This window comes from Bacillus sp. FSL M8-0063, assembly GCF_038005545.1.
In the GTDB taxonomy this organism is placed as follows: Bacteria; Bacillota; Bacilli; order Bacillales; family Bacillaceae_G; genus Bacillus_A; species Bacillus_A wiedmannii.
Genome location: NZ_JBBOTJ010000001.1, coordinates 933,164 through 949,230 on the forward strand (window position 1 = coordinate 933,164; position 16,067 = coordinate 949,230).

At 35.8% G+C, this 16,067-nt stretch carries 17 protein-coding genes, 1 pseudogene and 1 riboswitch; of the genes and pseudogenes, 11 read left to right on the forward strand and 7 right to left on the reverse strand.

Annotated elements, in window-relative coordinates; translation table 11 throughout:
* The 7 genes and pseudogenes from MKX31_RS04750 (at nucleotide 1) to MKX31_RS04780 (ending at nucleotide 6,517) form a co-directional block, all read left to right on the forward strand.
* Nucleotides 1-1,401, forward strand: coding sequence for a sensor histidine kinase (locus MKX31_RS04750; protein WP_064476739.1), 1,401 nt, complete (start codon nucleotides 1-3; stop codon nucleotides 1,399-1,401).
* 228 nt (nucleotides 1,402-1,629) lie between these two features.
* Nucleotides 1,630-2,319, forward strand: a complete 690-nt coding sequence (locus MKX31_RS04755) for a FadR/GntR family transcriptional regulator (RefSeq protein WP_254913065.1) — start codon at nucleotides 1,630-1,632, stop codon at nucleotides 2,317-2,319.
* A 168-nt stretch (nucleotides 2,320-2,487) separates the two neighbouring features.
* Entirely contained in the window at nucleotides 2,488-3,207 is a 720-nt protein-coding gene (locus tag MKX31_RS04760) for a (Fe-S)-binding protein (protein ID WP_000869144.1), read from the forward strand.
* 16 nt (nucleotides 3,208-3,223) lie between these two features.
* A complete protein-coding gene (locus MKX31_RS04765) occupies nucleotides 3,224-4,645 on the forward strand; it encodes a LutB/LldF family L-lactate oxidation iron-sulfur protein (RefSeq protein ID WP_064476738.1) in 1,422 nt (473 codons plus the stop codon).
* Nucleotides 4,645-5,355 carry a LutC/YkgG family protein gene (locus MKX31_RS04770; RefSeq protein ID WP_340980185.1) on the forward strand — a complete coding sequence of 237 codons (711 nt, stop codon included), beginning with the start codon at nucleotides 4,645-4,647 and terminating at the stop codon, nucleotides 5,353-5,355. Before MKX31_RS04765 ends, MKX31_RS04770 begins: the two co-directional genes overlap by 1 nt.
* A gap of 112 nt (nucleotides 5,356-5,467) precedes the next feature.
* On the forward strand, nucleotides 5,468-6,190 hold the full coding sequence (locus tag MKX31_RS04775) for a prepilin peptidase (protein ID WP_000495729.1): 723 nt from the start codon (nucleotides 5,468-5,470) through the stop codon (nucleotides 6,188-6,190).
* 14 nt (nucleotides 6,191-6,204) lie between these two features.
* Nucleotides 6,205-6,517 (forward strand): annotated as a pseudogene (locus tag MKX31_RS04780) (cyclic-phosphate processing receiver domain-containing protein).
* Nucleotides 6,518-6,544: 27 nt separating this feature from the next.
* Here MKX31_RS04780 and MKX31_RS04785 read toward each other — a convergent pair.
* From MKX31_RS04785 to phaQ, 7 genes are all read right to left on the reverse strand, one after another.
* Nucleotides 6,545-7,396, reverse strand: a complete 852-nt coding sequence (locus tag MKX31_RS04785) for a formate/nitrite transporter family protein (RefSeq protein ID WP_000893044.1) — start codon at nucleotides 7,394-7,396, stop codon at nucleotides 6,545-6,547.
* Between the two features lie 202 nt (nucleotides 7,397-7,598).
* Nucleotides 7,599-8,393, reverse strand: coding sequence for a TerC family protein (locus MKX31_RS04790; protein WP_000383306.1), 795 nt, complete (start codon nucleotides 8,391-8,393; stop codon nucleotides 7,599-7,601).
* Between the two features lie 90 nt (nucleotides 8,394-8,483).
* A riboswitch (yybP-ykoY riboswitch) is annotated at nucleotides 8,484-8,649 on the reverse strand.
* Nucleotides 8,650-8,687: 38 nt separating this feature from the next.
* Complete coding sequence (locus tag MKX31_RS04795) at nucleotides 8,688-10,007, reverse strand: TrkH family potassium uptake protein (protein WP_000822343.1); 1,320 nt, start codon at nucleotides 10,005-10,007, stop codon at nucleotides 8,688-8,690.
* 114 nt (nucleotides 10,008-10,121) lie between these two features.
* The gene (locus MKX31_RS04800) at nucleotides 10,122-10,307 is read right to left on the reverse strand and encodes an alpha/beta-type small acid-soluble spore protein (RefSeq protein ID WP_000241212.1); all 186 of its coding nucleotides are present in this window, start codon (nucleotides 10,305-10,307) and stop codon (nucleotides 10,122-10,124) included.
* Between the two features lie 147 nt (nucleotides 10,308-10,454).
* Nucleotides 10,455-10,898: a MaoC family dehydratase gene (locus tag MKX31_RS04805; RefSeq protein WP_001067917.1), complete on the reverse strand. Its 444-nt coding sequence runs from the start codon at nucleotides 10,896-10,898 to the stop codon at nucleotides 10,455-10,457.
* 101 nt (nucleotides 10,899-10,999) lie between these two features.
* Nucleotides 11,000-11,524 carry a polyhydroxyalkanoic acid inclusion protein PhaP gene (phaP, locus tag MKX31_RS04810; RefSeq protein WP_000448584.1) on the reverse strand — a complete coding sequence of 175 codons (525 nt, stop codon included), beginning with the start codon at nucleotides 11,522-11,524 and terminating at the stop codon, nucleotides 11,000-11,002.
* Nucleotides 11,525-11,566: 42 nt separating this feature from the next.
* The gene (gene phaQ / locus MKX31_RS04815) at nucleotides 11,567-12,019 is read right to left on the reverse strand and encodes a poly-beta-hydroxybutyrate-responsive repressor (RefSeq protein ID WP_000903018.1); all 453 of its coding nucleotides are present in this window, start codon (nucleotides 12,017-12,019) and stop codon (nucleotides 11,567-11,569) included.
* A gap of 198 nt (nucleotides 12,020-12,217) precedes the next feature.
* On the opposite strand from phaQ, the gene phaR reads away from it, so the two are divergent.
* The 4 genes from phaR to MKX31_RS04835 all read left to right on the forward strand — a co-directional run bounded on the left by phaR (nucleotide 12,218) and on the right by MKX31_RS04835 (nucleotide 16,053).
* Nucleotides 12,218-12,700 (forward strand): polyhydroxyalkanoic acid synthase subunit PhaR, encoded by a 483-nt coding sequence (gene phaR / locus MKX31_RS04820; RefSeq protein ID WP_000566955.1) that lies wholly within the window; start codon nucleotides 12,218-12,220, stop codon nucleotides 12,698-12,700.
* Between the two features lie 153 nt (nucleotides 12,701-12,853).
* A complete protein-coding gene (locus MKX31_RS04825; protein WP_000250411.1) occupies nucleotides 12,854-13,597 on the forward strand; it encodes an acetoacetyl-CoA reductase in 744 nt (247 codons plus the stop codon).
* An 82-nt stretch (nucleotides 13,598-13,679) separates the two neighbouring features.
* Nucleotides 13,680-14,765 (forward strand): class III poly(R)-hydroxyalkanoic acid synthase subunit PhaC, encoded by a 1,086-nt coding sequence (gene phaC / locus MKX31_RS04830; protein ID WP_000206842.1) that lies wholly within the window; start codon nucleotides 13,680-13,682, stop codon nucleotides 14,763-14,765.
* 94 nt (nucleotides 14,766-14,859) lie between these two features.
* Entirely contained in the window at nucleotides 14,860-16,053 is a 1,194-nt protein-coding gene (locus tag MKX31_RS04835) for an NAD(P)/FAD-dependent oxidoreductase (RefSeq protein WP_064476734.1), read from the forward strand.
* The last annotated feature ends 14 nt before the right edge of the window (nucleotides 16,054-16,067 follow it).

The following is a 16,067-nucleotide window of genomic DNA, read 5'->3' on the forward strand; positions in this document are numbered from 1 at the left end:
ATGTTTACGATGGTACAGAAGCTTTGGCTTACAGTAGTATGTGCAGTATGTGTAACAGTTTCCTTTCTTTATTTTGTATCTTTATACTCGTATGAAAAACTATACGTTGATAATTTAAAAGATTCATTAGTAATGGAAGGCAAGCGTCTTGCTGCGCAATATGATAAGCGTGAAGGAATAGCAACTTTTGAAGAGAAAGTAAGAGCATTTGATCAAATATCTAGTTCAGATGTTCTTTTCGTATCTAATCCGCGTGATTTAAGCGCGTGTTTACCTTTTGATGTGCATCATCATTCTCTTATAAGTGAAGGGGACAGGCAAGCATTATTAGATGGAAAAACTGTGACAAAGATAGGGTATGAGGAACATTTTGACCGAAATATTATGGGGGTTGTCATCCCTGTTTTAGAAAATAAAAAGTTAGTTGGCATTGTATATTCTTATATTCCTTTAAAAAGTATAAAAGACTTAATATATGATATGGGCCTTATTTTAGCACCGTTAGCACTTGCTATGACTTTACTAACAATATGGATTGGTAGAAAGATTATTATTGCTATTACGAGACCGCTTTCGCAAATGGAACGAGTTGCCAATCATTTGGCTACGGGAGATTTCTCAGAACGGATTACAATTTCTTCTGAAGATGAAATTGGACGATTAGGAAAAGCATTTAATAAAATGGCAAATTCTTTAGAGACAGAAGACGTAAAGCGCAAGGAATTTTTAGCTAACGTTTCGCATGAACTAAGAACACCGCTTAGTTATATAAAAGGATATAGTGAAGCTATTTTAGATGGCGTAGCGAAGGGACCACAACAGGAAAAAGTAACACAGCTCATTCATAAAGAAGCGGGTCGTATGCAGCGTCTCGTTCATGATTTATTAGATTTAGCACAATTAGAAGGTGAACATTTTCCGTTAAAGAAACAACCTATCGTTTTTTCACAACTGATTGAAGATGTGTTAGATACGTATGAGATTAAGTTTATAGAAAAGAAAATTCGTATTTCAACAAATTTAAATCCAGAAATCATTGTAATGATTGATGAGGATCGCATGCAACAAGTGCTTCATAACGTGTTAGATAATGCGATACGGTATACAAATCAAAACGGGGATATTATGATAACACTCAGGCAGATAGATGATTACTGTGAATTAAACATAAAAGATACAGGAATCGGTATTGAAACAGAGCATTTAGAAAATCTTGGTGAACGTTTTTACCGCGTTGATAAAGCGAGAAGTCGTCAACATGGTGGAACAGGTTTAGGCCTTGCCATTGTCAGACAAATTGTTCATATACATGATGGACAGTGGCGAATTGAAAGTGAAAAAGGGCATGGAACGACGGTTAGTATTAAATTGAAAATACAAGTTGAAGAAAGCATGTTCTAACGTGAAGGACATGCTTTTCTTCATGAGTACAAATGAATAGAGGAATACATATAAATTGATATCAAATAAATATTAAAAATTTGACGATTTTATGAACAAAACATTTGTACTTCTTACCAATTCGTTCTAAAATAGTTATGATGCAAAGTTCTTATAAATCGTTTCAATTGTTGTTTGGAAGATACTGAGGTGATTTAACTGGAGTACAAATCTATTAAACCGAAAAAGATTTACGAAGAAGTATCTGAAGCTATTTTAACAATGATTAAAAATGGTACGTTAAAACCTGGTGACAAACTACTTCCTGTACATCAATTAGCTGAGCAGTTTCAAGTTGGTAGATCTGCTGTTCGTGAAGCGCTAAGTGCGCTAAGAGCAATGGGCTTAATTGAGATGAAACAAGGAGAAGGTACATATGTGAAGAATTTCGATTCTTCTTCATTAACAAAATCATTAAACAATAAATTATTAATGAAGAAAGAAGATATTTTGAACTTATTAGAAGTACGAAAGGTGCTTGAAGTGGGGGCAGTTCGAGCAGCTGCGGCAAAACGTACGGAAGATAATTTGCAAAATATGAAGCATTGGTTAGATGAAATGGCAAAGAGCATTGGAGATGAAAAGGCTGGCGAAAAAGCAGATTTTCAGTTCCATATGGGAATTGCGGAGTCTTCGCATAACAACATTTTGCTTGAACTCATGAATCACGTTTCAGAGATGATTGCTGAAACGATTGGTGAATCAAGACGCATTATTTTATATGGTGAACAAACAACATCAGAACGACTTATAGAAGAGCATCAAGTTATATATGATGCAGTGTTAAAGCAAGATGTAGAATTAGCGCAGCAAGCAATGCTAGATCATTTAACAAATGTAGAACATATTGTCACAGGTAAAAACGATATAAATTCGTAATTTAATCTTTTAAAAATCAAATTTTTTGATAAAATAGAGAAAGATTAAGTAAGCGTTTTCTTTAGAAGGGGGAGAGGGTAGGCCATGGTTGAGCCTACTTCTTCTTTCCTTAGTCATCTGATGACCATATGTTTGTTGGTGGAGTTGTAAAAAGGGGGAGTAATAATTATGAAAGTTACTTTATTTGTTACTTGTTTAGTCGATATGTTTGAAACAAACGTCGGCAAAGCAACAGTTGAAGTGTTGGAGCGTTTAGGTTGTGAAATTGAATTTCCAGAAGCACAAGTTTGTTGTGGTCAGCCTGCTTATAATAGCGGCCATGTAGAAGCAGCAAAAGAAGCGATGAAACATATGATTGAAACTTTCGAAGATGCAGAATATATCGTTACACCATCTGGTTCTTGTGCGACAATGTTTCATGAGTATCCGCATGTTTTTAAAGATGATCCGAAGTGGGCTAAACGTGCACAAAAGGTTGCCGATAAAACATATGAATTTACACAATTTATTGTAGATGTTTTAAAAGTGACAGATGTTGGTGCAAGCTTACCAGGGATAGCAACTATTCATAAATCTTGTCATATGACACGCCTGCTTGGAGTAAAAGAGGCACCAGGAATTTTATTATCAAACGTAAAAGGATTAACTGTGAGAGAACTGCCAAACGAACAAAATTGTTGTGGGTTTGGGGGAACGTTTTCAGTGAAGATGACTCCAATTTCTGAGCAAATGGTAGATGAAAAGGTAGATAGTGCAATGGAAACAGGTGCTGATTATTTAATCGGTGCAGATTGTGGGTGTTTGTTAAACATTGGCGGACGTATTGAGCGTTTAGGAAAAGAAATAAAAGTAATGCATATTGCTGAGGTACTAAATAGTCGCTCATGAAGGGGGAACATAAGCTATGTCTATGAAAATCAGTGAGAAAAAATTTAATGATCGCGTTGGCGATGGAATTCAAGATTCTTTTATGCGCGGAGCAGTATCTTCTGCGCAAACGCGCTTATATACGAATCGCTTAAAAGCAGCGGACGAATTAGGAAACTGGGAAGAGTGGCGTGAACTAGGTGAACAAATTCGCCAACATACGTTAGAAAATCTTGATTATTACTTAATGCAGTTAAGTGAAAATGTATCAAAAAGAGGCGGACATGTGTACTTTGCGAAAACGAAAGAGGAAGCAGCAAAGTATATTCAAGACGTTGCAAAAAAGAAACAAGCGAAGAAAGTTGTAAAATCAAAATCAATGGTAACTGAAGAAATTAGTATGAATCATGCCCTTGAAAAGATTGGTTGTGAAGTGTTAGAAAGTGACTTAGGAGAGTATATCTTGCAAGTTGATAACGATCCACCTTCACATATTATTGCGCCCGCACTTCATAAAAACAGAACGCAAATTCGTGATGTATTTAAAGAAAAGCTTGGCTATGAAAATTCTGATGATCCATATGAAATGACAAAGTTTGTTCGTAAACAACTTCGTGAGAAATTTATGGATGCAGAAATTGGTGTGACAGGTTGTAACTTTGCAGTTGCAAATACTGGCTCTCTTTGTTTAGTAACGAACGAAGGTAATGCCGATCTTGTTATGTCGATTCCGAAAACTCAAATTGCAGTAATGGGTATGGAACGTATGGTTCCGACAATGGAAGAATTAGATGTTTTAGTTGGTTTACTATGTCGTAGTGCAGTAGGGCAAAAATTAACAAGTTATGTAACTGTAGCGGGACCAATTCAAGAAGAGGAAGTAGATGGACCAGAAGAATTCCACTTAGTTGTTGTTGATAATGGCCGCTCTCAAATTCTTGGATCTGAATTCCGCTCAGTATTGCAATGTATCCGTTGTGCTGCTTGTGTTAACGTATGTCCTGTATATCGTCACGTTGGTGGACATTCGTATGGTTCTATATACTCAGGACCAATCGGTGCGGTATTAACACCACTTTTAGGCGGATATGATGATTACAAAGAGCTTCCATATGCCTCTAGTTTATGCGGAGCGTGTACAGAAGCTTGTCCAGTAAAAATACCATTGCATGATTTATTATTAAAACATCGTCAAGTAATTGTTGAGCAAGAAGGACGTGCACCACTTGCAGAAAAATTAGCAATGAAAATGTTTAGTATGGGTGCATCTTCAGCAGCTTTATATAAAATGGGATCAAAAATGGCGCCAGCAGCAATGAGTCCATTTACATCTGGCAACCGTGTATCAAAAGGTGTTGGGCCACTTAAAAACTGGACAGATATTCGTGAATTCCCGGCTCCAAGTAAAGAACGATTCCGTGATTGGTATAAAGATCATAAGAAAGGCGGGGACAAATAATGACAGGATTAATTCAAAACCGTGAGTCCTTTCTAGATAATATTGCAAAAGAACTTGGACGTGAGCGGAAAACGGAAGGCGTAAAGCGCCCAGCATGGAAAAGTAATGTGAATGTAGAAACGCTAAAAGATTATTCACAAGAAGAATTGTTAGAAGTATTTAAAAATCAATGTACAAACATTCATACAACTGTAGTGGAAACGACAAACGACCGTTTACGTGAAGATATTCAAAAAGTAATCGTGGAAAACGGCGGGGGACCTATTATGTTATCGGCAGATGAACGTTTTGATTCTTATGGATTGACTTCTTTATTTAAAGAAGAGCTTCCAAAGCAAAATGTTGAAGTGAATGTATGGGATCCTGAGAAAAAAGAAGAGAATATGCGTATCGCAGAAAGAGCGAATATTGGAATCGCATTTAGTGATTATACTTTAGCTGAATCTGGTACGATTGTTGTACAAAGTCATAAAGGTCAAGGTCGTTCTTTACACTTTTTACCAACTGTTTACTTTGCTATTATTCCACGTGAAACACTTGTGTCTCGTATTACACAAGCTGTTCAGGATATGAACACACGTGTAGAAAATGGCGAGGCAGTAGCATCTTGTATTAACTTTATTACAGGACCTAGTAACTCGGCAGATATTGAAATGAATCTTGTTGTCGGAGTACACGGACCATTAAAAGCAGTATATTTCATCGTATAAAAGAGGGGAAAGCAGGCCAGAAAATGGCCTGCTTTTTTAATAGAATAGAAATAATATGAAGTAGAATTTCTCTCCTTTTTTTGCTATGTTCTTCTGGAAAGGAGAGGAAGGGATGTTCACTTATTTATATGCATTGTTAGTGGGGATGGTGTTTGGTTCTTTTTTTATGTTAATTGCGATGAGAGTGCCGCTAGGTGAGTCTATCATTACCCCTCGTTCACATTGTCATTATTGTAAGTATGTGCTAAAGCCAAAAGAATTGATCCCAATCATTTCATTTTGTATACAACGGGGACGTTGTACGAATTGTAAGAGGAAAATTTCAATTTTGTACGTAGTATTTGAACTTGTAACCGGAATGATATTTTTTCTTACTGTATATATGATTGGGGTGGAACGAGAGCTTATCATCATTTTATCGCTATTTTCGCTACTTCTTATTATTTCAGTTACAGATTACATATATATGTTAATCCCAAATCGTATTTTAGCTTGGTTTGCCTGTTTACTCATTTTAGAATGTATTTTTGTACCGTTAGTGACTTGGACAGATAGTATAGTTGGTAGTGGCGTTATATTCATTTTGTTATATTGCATGCAAAAGATATATCCAGAAGGGCTTGGTGGAGGGGATATAAAATTACTTTCGTTACTTGGATTTATAGTGGGACTGAAAGGGATTTTTATGATTTTATTTTTAGCATCTTGCTTTAGTCTTTGTTTCTTTGGAGTTGGTATAGTATTAAAACGTATGAAAATGAGGAGCCAAATTCCGTTCGGTCCTTTTATTAGTCTTGGAGCAATATGTTACATGTTGGTCACGTATATAAAATAGAGAGGGGATAGAAAATGAATGTATATATGGATGATCAAAGAAGTTGTCCGTACGGGTATGTGCCCGCCACTACAGTAGAATGTGCTTTGCACATGGTTCGGGATTATGATGTGAATATTCTTTCCCTTGATTTTAATATGGGATGGGGGGGAAAGAAATGGATTAGATTTTCTAGAGGCTTTTTGTAAAGAGGGTTTATATGTAAATGAAATTCACCTTCATACGAATGATGTCATCGGTATGCACAAGATGAAACAGAGAATTAATAAGGGAAAGGAAGAAGGAGAAATTAATCCGCACCTTGTTGTTAAATATGTGGGGAGCTAAAAACTCCAAAGTAAAACTTTGGAGTTTTTAATGTTTCATATGTGCTTGTAACGGAATGATTTCTTCTTGTTGAGCTGCTACTAATTCAGTTTCTTCTTGTTTCACGTCAGGTACTTTTTTTGTTAAGTAATGGTATACCATACCGACAAAGACGGACCCGCCAATAATGTTACCGATTGTAACTGGAATTAAGTTATGAATAGCACCTGCAAAAGAAATTGTCTCCGGATGCGGTGAAACTAAAGATAGAGCAAACAGTGATAAGTTTGCAATGCTATGCTCGTAACCAGATAAGAAGAATGTGAAAACGAGTAGCATCATCATCATAATTTTTGCTGTATCACCTTTAACTTGAGAAGGTAAGAAACACGCAAGACATACAAGCCAGTTACATAAAATTGCTTTAAAGAATAATTGCATTGTAGGTGTATTCATTTTTCCTTCTACTACTTTATTCATGAAATGGCCGTGATCAATTGCTTCGAAAATTCCAGTTGCATAAAATAGTAAGGCAAAGAATAAAGCTCCAGCTAAATTCCCTGCATAACAAGCGAACCAGTTACGAAGTGTATCAGAAATCGTTGTTTCTTTTCTTAAAGTTGCTACAGTGAAGTACATTGTGTTTCCAGTAAACAATTCAGCACCGCCATATATAATAAGAACGAGAGCAATTCCGAAAAACATAGAAGCAGCTAAATAAGTTGCTGGTGAATCTGCAATGTGAAAAAAGTTACCTAATTTAAAACATAGTACAATAATAAAACCGATATAAATACCCGCAAGTGCGGCACGAATGAAATATTGCATCGGGTTTGTATCTAGCATTTGTTTTTTGCTCTTAGCCAGTTTGACAACATAATCTAATCCTTGTTCTAGCATGAGTAATACGCTCCTTTAGTACATCATCTATAAATACTCCTTATATGAATAAAGTACATGGAATCGTTCTTAGTTTCAATAAGTTTGTGCAATGTTTCACAAAAAGGACATACATAGATCAAGAAAACGTTTACAAAAGATAGTATAATGGAATTTTTTCTGGACATTGAGAGGGGGAAGGGAAAAAGAAAAAGCGCTGTAATTACAGCGCTTTTTCGTCTAAATTCTTTTCTACTTTTACTTCTACTTCTTTCGAGAAGAACCAGCCACCAACTGCGATTCCAACTAATACAATCCAGAATGTAAGTTTCCATGGCGTAGATTCTGGGAATGAATGCGGAATTACATTTAATGCAGGGTGTGCTAATGTATAAATTGCTAATTTCACACCAACCCAACCTACAATTAAAAATGCTGCGGTTTCAAGTCCTGGTTTACGTTTTAATATTTGTACGAAAGCAGTTGCTGCAAATCGCATAATGATTAATCCGATAAGTCCACCTACAAAGATAACAACGAATTGCCCAGTATCAAGACTACCAATTGTACCTAAGCCTGTTTTTGGTAAAGTCATTGCTAATGCAACAGCAGCTAAAATTGAATCAACTGCAAAGGCGATATCAGCAACCTCAACTTTAAATACAGTCCACCAAAAGTTCTCTTGTTTTTTCTTTGCTTCTTTTTCTTCTGTGTCTTCATCCGAATTCTTTTTAACATACGTTTTAAATAAGTGATTACCAGCGATAAACATAAGATAAATGGCACCGATTGCTTGCACTTGCCATACGTCGACTAGGAACGAAATCATAAATAACGATCCGAAACGGAAAACAAATGCCCCCGCTAATCCGTAAAATAGTGCTTTCTTTCGTTTTTCTTCTGGTAAATGTTTTACCATAATTGCAAGAACGAGAGCGTTATCAGCCGCTAAAATCCCCTCTAGTGCAATTAGGATGAGTAATACCCAACCATACTCCAATAATAATGATACATCCATGTACATTCTCCTCTCATTTCTATAAGTACTAAATAAGTGAAGAATTTCCCCACTATTTAGTTTCCCCATACTCCTGCCTATTAACTTTGGAAGAATTTGGAAATTAATACAAAAAAGACCTCTGCCGTTAATAGGCAAAGGTCTTGCTAGACATATGTAATGAAAATGCCAACAAAGCCGGAAGAACTAAGTTCTACGTAATGACGACTTTGTTTCCAAGAAATATTCTTGGACGCTACTCCCCTTTGGAGATATGCTATTGTACTCTCATTATATGGATAATTTATACGGTTGTCAACCTGTTAAAATATCTTCATTTGGATATTTTATTTTTCGGTTCTTTTTACGTGCAAATGAAAAAGCCAATGTTAAAGGTCCCATTTTCCCAAAAAACATCATAAAGATGATAATAGCTTTTCCGATCATAGTTAAGTGTGGTGTGAAATTCATACTGAGACCCACAGTCCCAAATGCTGAAAATACTTCGAAAGCACTCATCAATAGAGGAACTCGCTCAGTAATACTTAAAATTAAAATAGCAAAAAAGATAAATGAAATGGAAATAATAGTGATGGTCAATGCTTTGACAATGAGAGTATCTTTAATAGATTTTTTAAAAACGACAATATCATCTTGTTCTTGTAAAAATTTAAACACCCCAAAAAACATGATTAAAAATGTTGTTAACTTAATTCCACCACCGGTTGAAGCACTACCAGCGCCAATAAACATAAGGAGCATCATTAATAGTAGGGAAGGCTTTGATAATGCAGAAATATCAACTGTATTAAACCCGGCAGTACGAGTTGAAACCGCCTGGAAATAAGCGGCCATTCCTTCTTCAAATGGGGTAAATTCTCTCATAGAAAGGGAATTGTGGAACTCGAATATAAAAATAAAAACAGTCGCAATAATATTGACGATTAGAGTAGAAGAGAGCATAAGTTTTGAGTGTAATGTAAGGTTTTTAAAATTTTTCTTTCTTTTTATATCTACGATTACTGTAAAACCAATTCCACCTAAAATAATGAGGGAGGAAATAACGAGATTGACAAGAATGCTATGAGAATGGGACATTAAATTATCGCTCCACACAGAAAAACCAGCATTGTTAAAAGCAGAGATCGAATGAAAAAAGCTATAATAGACCCCTTTAGCAATCCCGTATTTTGGTACCCATTCAAAAGAAAGAATTAAAGTAGCGATACATTCGACTGTAAAAGAGAATAAAAATAATGCTTTGGCAAGACGAATGACGCCACCAATGTTCGTTTGATTTAACGCTTGTTGTAACAAAATTCGGTTTTGAAGACCAATTTTTCTGCCGAGCATAATCGCAATTAAAACGGCAAAGCTCATAATGCCAAGTCCGCCCACTTGTATAAGCGTTAAAATGACACATTGGCCAAATAAGGTAAATACTTTTCCTGTGTCTACAACACCAAGCCCTGTAACCGTACAAGCAGAAACGGTTGTAAATAAAGCATCGAGCCATGAAATAGACGTTGTTGTAGCAATTGGTAGCTTTAATAAGCATGTACCGATAATTGATAACATAATAAAAGACAAAGTAAGAACACGGGGAGGACTCATGCTAATATTAATCCGTTTCATGTTACATATCGTTCCTTTCAGTTTGCTCTTACTAGTATGTGAAAAAGCACGATTATGTATGTTAAAAATAGAAAGAGGCAGAGAATATCTGCCTCTAAGCCATATGGTATAGTATTATCCACGTAATTGTTGTTGAGCTAAAGCAACAAGTCGTTTCGTTACTTCACCGCCAACTGAACCGTTAGAACGAGATGCTGTATTAGAACCTAAGCTAACACCGAATTCTTGTGCGATTTCATATTTAAATTGTTCAAGCGCTTGTTCTGCACCTGGAACTAGTAATTTGTTTGTTTTTACCATGTTGATACACATCCTTATAAGTAGTCCAGTTCAGCTAAGTACCTATCTAAACTGGTAACGTTATTTTATGTGGAAACGACGTACTCATACGCGGAAGTAATCGGTGTGATTAGAAGTTATTGGATAGAAAAAAGAGTAGCAAATTTGCTACTCTTTTTTCAGTATTGTCGCTGTACCTTCCACGACAATATCACCGGATTGATTATATATGTTTGTTTGCAACGTAATGATTTTTTTATCGTCTCGTTTTTTAATGACTTCTGCCACAACGCGAAGTGTATCACCAATTTTGACAGGAGCACGGAATGAAACGTTTTGAGATAAATAAATCGTGTTTTTGCCAGGGAGTTTCGTTCCAAGAATCGTCGAAATGAAACTGGAAACGAGCATGCCATGAGCAATACGTTCTTTAAACATTGTCGTTTTTGCAAAAGAATCTAAAATATGAATAGGATTCACATCTCCAGTCAATTTTGCAAAATTAATAACGTCCTCATCCGTAATAGTTTTTGTAAGGGATGCTTGATCACCGACTTGAATCTCATCATAACGAAGCTCCGGAACAGTTTGTGCTTCTTGAAATGGATTCATTTTGGCCTCCTTCTTTTCCATATCGAAAAATGCCAGCCATCTTGATGTAGTAGGAGGAAGAAAGAGTTTTGTTTGTGCTGCAGTTAGCTCCCACATCTTTCTTACTTGATGGAAGTAAATAAATTTTTTGAGTTTTCCTCGAACTGCTTTGCGAGTTCTAGTTGTTTGGACTTGAACTCTCCCAAAAAAACATCTAACTGTTTTTGAACCTCGTCACGTTGTAATTGTTGTTGTTCGATAAATTGTTTTGTTGTTTCTTCAAATTGACCGCTAGTTTGAGTAAGAATAGACAAAGATGTTTTCGTAGGAGAAACAGTAAGTTGGTGCATTTGAGTAGAAAGTTCATTCCATTTTCCTTGCCACTCGTTAATTTGATCATTTAAGGAGTTTCCAGTTAATTGCTTCACGTAATCTGTATATTGGTTATTGAACTGAGCAGTGAATTGTTGTAGTTCTTTTTCTAGTTCATCTACTCCTGATGTTAATTTATGCAAAGCGTCTTGTTGTTGTTTTAAAGTTTCTAAAGTAAGTTGCTCTAATTGTTTCCCAGCTGAAGAGAAGAGGGAAAGAGATTGAGACCAGTTTTTCCAAAATGCATCGACTAATTCGTATGGCTTAGTTTCCATTGTTTGACCTCCAAATGTTTTTTTGCATATTGTGAACGCAGATTACTCTGCTGTACCACCAGGTGAAGATGAAGAATCCTTTTCATCCTTTTCTGGAGAAGTAGAAAATGGAAAGAATGCATTGGTGTATAACGTAAAAAACGTCCGCAACATATTTTGATAATGTTCAAAAGAAGTCGCACATGTTGTTAAATATTGCTCTCCATATTCTGTTAAAGAATAAATTCGTTTCGCTGGCCCGCCTTCGCTTGTATCCCAAGTAGAAGAAATAAGGTTTTCTTTTTCTAATTTGCGTAGTGTTCTATACACATTACCTTGGTCAACAGAAGAAAAGCCGATGTCCATTAGCATTTGAATGAGTTTGTAACCATGAAGACTCCAGTCTTTTAGACAGAGAAGTAAGAAAGGAACTAAGAAGTTTTTTGGCATGGAGTTTGGTTGTTTCGCTTGGTTTTTTTCCAAACTTTCTGGGTGTTCTGGTTCATTATGTAGCATGATTGTGCATCACCTCATGAATCAGTTAGATGGAATTTTTTGCTTATAAGTGCAATTTACACCTATCTGTTTTTAATGTCAACACATTTATTGGAAAATAAAGAAAAATAAAATATAGACTTGAAGTTTTATTCAGAATATTAGAAAATAGTGAATAGGTTGAATTGTTTCAAAAACGAAAAAGGGAGTGTAGGCGAAGTGATTGATCAAAAATTCGATCCATTGCAAGCATGGAAAAATGCTTATGAACAAACCGAAACATTTTGGGGAAAAGCGCTCAATGAAACAATTAAAACAGAAGAATATTCTGCTTGGATGGGCAGCGTTCTAGATTTGAATTTGTTTTATCAAAAAGCATTAAATGATACGACAAAAAATTATTTAGAACAGGTGAATGTGCCGACGAGAGAGGATATCGCTAGAGTAGCTACGCTTGTTATCAATTTAGAAAATAAAGTTGATAACATTGAGGAAATTCTAGAAGAGAAAGTGGATTCATTAGGACAAGCTCCTACATTAAAGCGTGATGTTACGAAAGTAAAACAAGATATTCGCACGCTAGAAACGAAAGTTGATCAAATTTTAGAGTTACTAGAAAAGCAAAATGCAGTACTAGAGAAACTACAAGTACCTGCAAAAGAAGAAGTAAAACCTGCGAATAAGCCGGAAAATAAAAAATGATAATAGCGTTTGTTTATAACGTGCAAAAGGGAAAGGGAGAATCTCTTTTTCATATATAAACAACGAAACATAATTAATATATGGACTCTATTCATATGAGTACCAAAATGATTCATAACAATCGTTCACAAATTCATTTAAGGGGGAAAAGAAATGGTTCAATTAAATGGCAAAGTAGCAATCGTAACAGGTGGGGCAAAAGGAATTGGAAAAGCAATTACAGTAGCATTAGCACAAGAGGGAGCAAAAGTAGTTATTAACTATAACAGCAGTAAAGAAGCAGCTGAAAACTTAGTAAATGAATTAGGAAAAGAAGGACATGACGTTTATGCAGTTCAAGCGGATGTTTCTAAAGTAGAAGATGCAAACAGACTTGTAGAAGAAGCTGTGAATCATTTTGGTAAAGTTGATATTCTTGTTAATAATGCTGGTATTACAAGAGATCGTACATTCAAAAAATTAAATCGTGAAGATTGGGAGCGCGTAATTGACGTGAACTTGAGCAGTGTATTTAATACAACAAGCGCGGTACTTCCATACATATCGGAAGCAGAAGAAGGAAGAATCATTAGTATTTCTTCTATTATTGGCCAAGCTGGTGGATTTGGACAAACAAACTACTCTGCAGCAAAAGCAGGTATGTTAGGATTTACAAAATCATTAGCATTAGAGCTTGCAAAAACAAATGTAACTGTAAACGCAATTTGCCCAGGATTTATTGATACTGAAATGGTAGCAGAAGTACCAGAAGAAGTGCGTCAAAAAATCGTTGCGAAAATCCCGAAAAAACGTTTTGGTCAAGCTGATGAAATTGCAAAAGGTGTAGTATATCTATGCCGTGACGGTGCGTATATCACAGGTCAGCAATTAAACATTAACGGCGGATTATACATGTAATGAAGTAAGAAAAAAGTGCATATCCATAGCAGGAATGCACTTCTTTTTTTAGAAATAAATCGACCGAAAAGGAGATAGAAAAATGACTACATTCGTAACGGAATGGGAAAAGCAATTGGAGTTGTACCCAGAAGAATATCGTAAAGCATATCGCCGTGTGAAAAGAGCGAGCGAAGTTTTATTACGCGAACCAGAACCACAAGTTGGTTTAACACCGAAAGAAGTTATTTGGACGAAGAATAAAACGAAGCTGTATCGTTACATTCCAAAACAAGAAAAAACACAGAGAGTTCCAATCCTATTAATATACGCGCTTATTAATAAACCGTATATTATGGATTTAACTCCAGGAAATAGTTTAGTGGAATATTTAGTAGATCGTGGTTTTGATGTGTATATGCTTGATTGGGGCACATTTGGTTTAGAAGATAGTCATTTGAAATTTGATGATTTCGTGTTTGATTATATTGCAAAAGCAGTGAAGAAAGTAATGAGAACTGCGAAATCGGACGAGATTTCTTTACTTGGTTATTGCATGGGTGGAACGCTAACTTCTATTTATGCAGCACTTCATCCGCACATGCCAATTCGCAACTTAATCTTTATGACAAGTCCTTTTGATTTCTCCGAAACAGGATTATACGGTCCTTTATTAGATGAGAAATACTTCAATTTAGATAAAGCGGTTGATACATTCGGAAATATTCCGCCAGAAATGATTGATTTCGGAAATAAGATGTTAAAACCAATTACAAACTTTGTAGGTCCATATGTTGCTTTACTCGATCGTTCAGAAAATGAGCGCTTCGTCGAAAGCTGGAAATTAGTTCAAAAGTGGGTTGGTGACGGTATTCCATTCCCAGGTGAATCGTATAGACAATGGATTCGTGATTTTTATCAAAATAATAAATTAGTGAAAGGTGAACTCGTTATTCGCGGACAAAAGGTAGACCTTGCAAATATTAAGGCGAATGTCTTAAATATTTCTGCGAAACGTGATCATATTGCCCTGCCATGCCAAGTAGAAGCTTTGCTAGATCATATTTCTAGCACAGATAAACAATATGTATGTTTACCAACGGGACATATGTCGATCGTTTACGGTGGAACAGCGGTAAAACAAACATATCCGACGGTTGGAAATTGGCTGGAGGAGCGTTCTAATTAAAAATAAAAAATCCAACTAGCGTATGTTAGTTGGATTTTTTTATGGGAAATAACAAAAGATAGAAAGGAGAAATTTATATTTTAGGAGTATAATTATGAAACTTATGACTGGTAAGTTGTTTTGGAATACAGGAGTTTCTATACCTTGTTATCCATCATTAGAAAATGATATGATATGTGATGTGCTTGTAGTCGGAAGCGGAGAAGCAGGTGCTCATATAGCTTATTCGTTAGCGAAAATTGGAATGCGTGTTACGCTCATTGAAAAACGAGCAATCGCATGTGGTAGCACAGCTGCTAATACAGGTTTACTACAATTTCTTCATGATAAACCGCTAACCTCACTTATCCATACATTTGGTGAAAAAAAAGGGGTACGAGCATATAAGCTATGTTACGAAGCGTTACGAACAATGGAGCAAGTTGTACCGACTCTCGATATTGATCCCCAGTTTATTCCACGAAGTAGTTTGTATTATGCAAGTAGAAATGAGGATGTATCGTTTTTACAAGAAGAATATAATACGTTACGCCATTATGGATTCCCGGTTGAATATTTTACCGATTCACATATGAAGAAGAAGTATTCATTTATAAAACAAGCAGCGTTATATACGCATGGTGATGCCGAAGTGAATCCGTATTTATTAGCGCATAGCCTTTTGCATAAAGCAAATCAAATGGGAGCTACTATACTTGAGCATACAGAGGCCATACATATAAAAAAACGCCAAAATGATTTAATTTGTTACACGAAAACAGGAAATCAAATTGTAGCAAAGAATATTATTATGGCGACAGGATATGAAGCACTTTTCGGAAAGAAAGAAAAAAATACAACAGTGGAAACATCATATGCAGTGGTGACAAATAAGGTAGATTCATTTGAAGGCTGGCATGAACAATCATTAATTTGGGAAACAGCACGGCCTTACTTATATTTTCGAACGTATCAAAACCGTATTATTGTAGGCGGATTAGATGAAGCGATGAAAATTCAAACAATCGGTGATACGAAATTATTGCATAAGCGTGATATCCTTATTAACATTGTAAAAGAGATGTTCCCGCAGTATAAGAATATACAGGCAGAGTACTATTGGGCGGCAGCATTTGGCGGTAGTCATGATGGTCTCCCTATTTTAAAAGAAGACAAAGAGATACATAATTTATTTTACGCATTGCCGTATGGAGGTAATGGAACTGTGTATGGAATGGTATTTGCCAAATTATTTGAGCAGTTATTTACAAATAAAGAAAGTGAAGATTTTTCTTTATTTAATCGATAGAAAAAAGGTAGCGA

What these genes read in the sequence shown, in the direction of transcription:
- MKX31_RS04825 (WP_000250411.1), top strand. Translation starts at nt 12,854, where the DNA reads ATGGTTCAATTAAATGGCAAAGTAGCAATCGTAACAGGTGGGGCAAAA.
- MKX31_RS04795 (WP_000822343.1), bottom strand. Translation starts at nt 10,007, where the DNA reads ATGAAACGGATTAATATTAGCATGAGTCCTCCCCGTGTTCTTACTTTG.
- MKX31_RS04785 (WP_000893044.1), bottom strand. Translation starts at nt 7,396, where the DNA reads ATGCTAGAACAAGGATTAGATTATGTTGTCAAACTGGCTAAGAGCAAA.
- MKX31_RS04805 (WP_001067917.1), bottom strand. Translation starts at nt 10,898, where the DNA reads ATGAATCCATTTCAAGAAGCACAAACTGTTCCGGAGCTTCGTTATGAT.
- MKX31_RS04775 (WP_000495729.1), top strand. Translation starts at nt 5,468, where the DNA reads ATGTTCACTTATTTATATGCATTGTTAGTGGGGATGGTGTTTGGTTCT.
- MKX31_RS04770 (WP_340980185.1), top strand. Translation starts at nt 4,645, where the DNA reads ATGACAGGATTAATTCAAAACCGTGAGTCCTTTCTAGATAATATTGCA.
- MKX31_RS04750 (WP_064476739.1), top strand. Translation starts at nt 1, where the DNA reads ATGTTTACGATGGTACAGAAGCTTTGGCTTACAGTAGTATGTGCAGTA.
- MKX31_RS04835 (WP_064476734.1), top strand. Translation starts at nt 14,860, where the DNA reads ATGAAACTTATGACTGGTAAGTTGTTTTGGAATACAGGAGTTTCTATA.
- MKX31_RS04760 (WP_000869144.1), top strand. Translation starts at nt 2,488, where the DNA reads ATGAAAGTTACTTTATTTGTTACTTGTTTAGTCGATATGTTTGAAACA.
- phaC (WP_000206842.1), top strand. Translation starts at nt 13,680, where the DNA reads ATGACTACATTCGTAACGGAATGGGAAAAGCAATTGGAGTTGTACCCA.
- phaP (WP_000448584.1), bottom strand. Translation starts at nt 11,524, where the DNA reads ATGGAAACTAAGCCATACGAATTAGTCGATGCATTTTGGAAAAACTGG.
- MKX31_RS04765 (WP_064476738.1), top strand. Translation starts at nt 3,224, where the DNA reads ATGTCTATGAAAATCAGTGAGAAAAAATTTAATGATCGCGTTGGCGAT.
- phaQ (WP_000903018.1), bottom strand. Translation starts at nt 12,019, where the DNA reads ATGCTACATAATGAACCAGAACACCCAGAAAGTTTGGAAAAAAACCAA.
- MKX31_RS04800 (WP_000241212.1), bottom strand. Translation starts at nt 10,307, where the DNA reads ATGGTAAAAACAAACAAATTACTAGTTCCAGGTGCAGAACAAGCGCTT.
- MKX31_RS04790 (WP_000383306.1), bottom strand. Translation starts at nt 8,393, where the DNA reads ATGGATGTATCATTATTATTGGAGTATGGTTGGGTATTACTCATCCTA.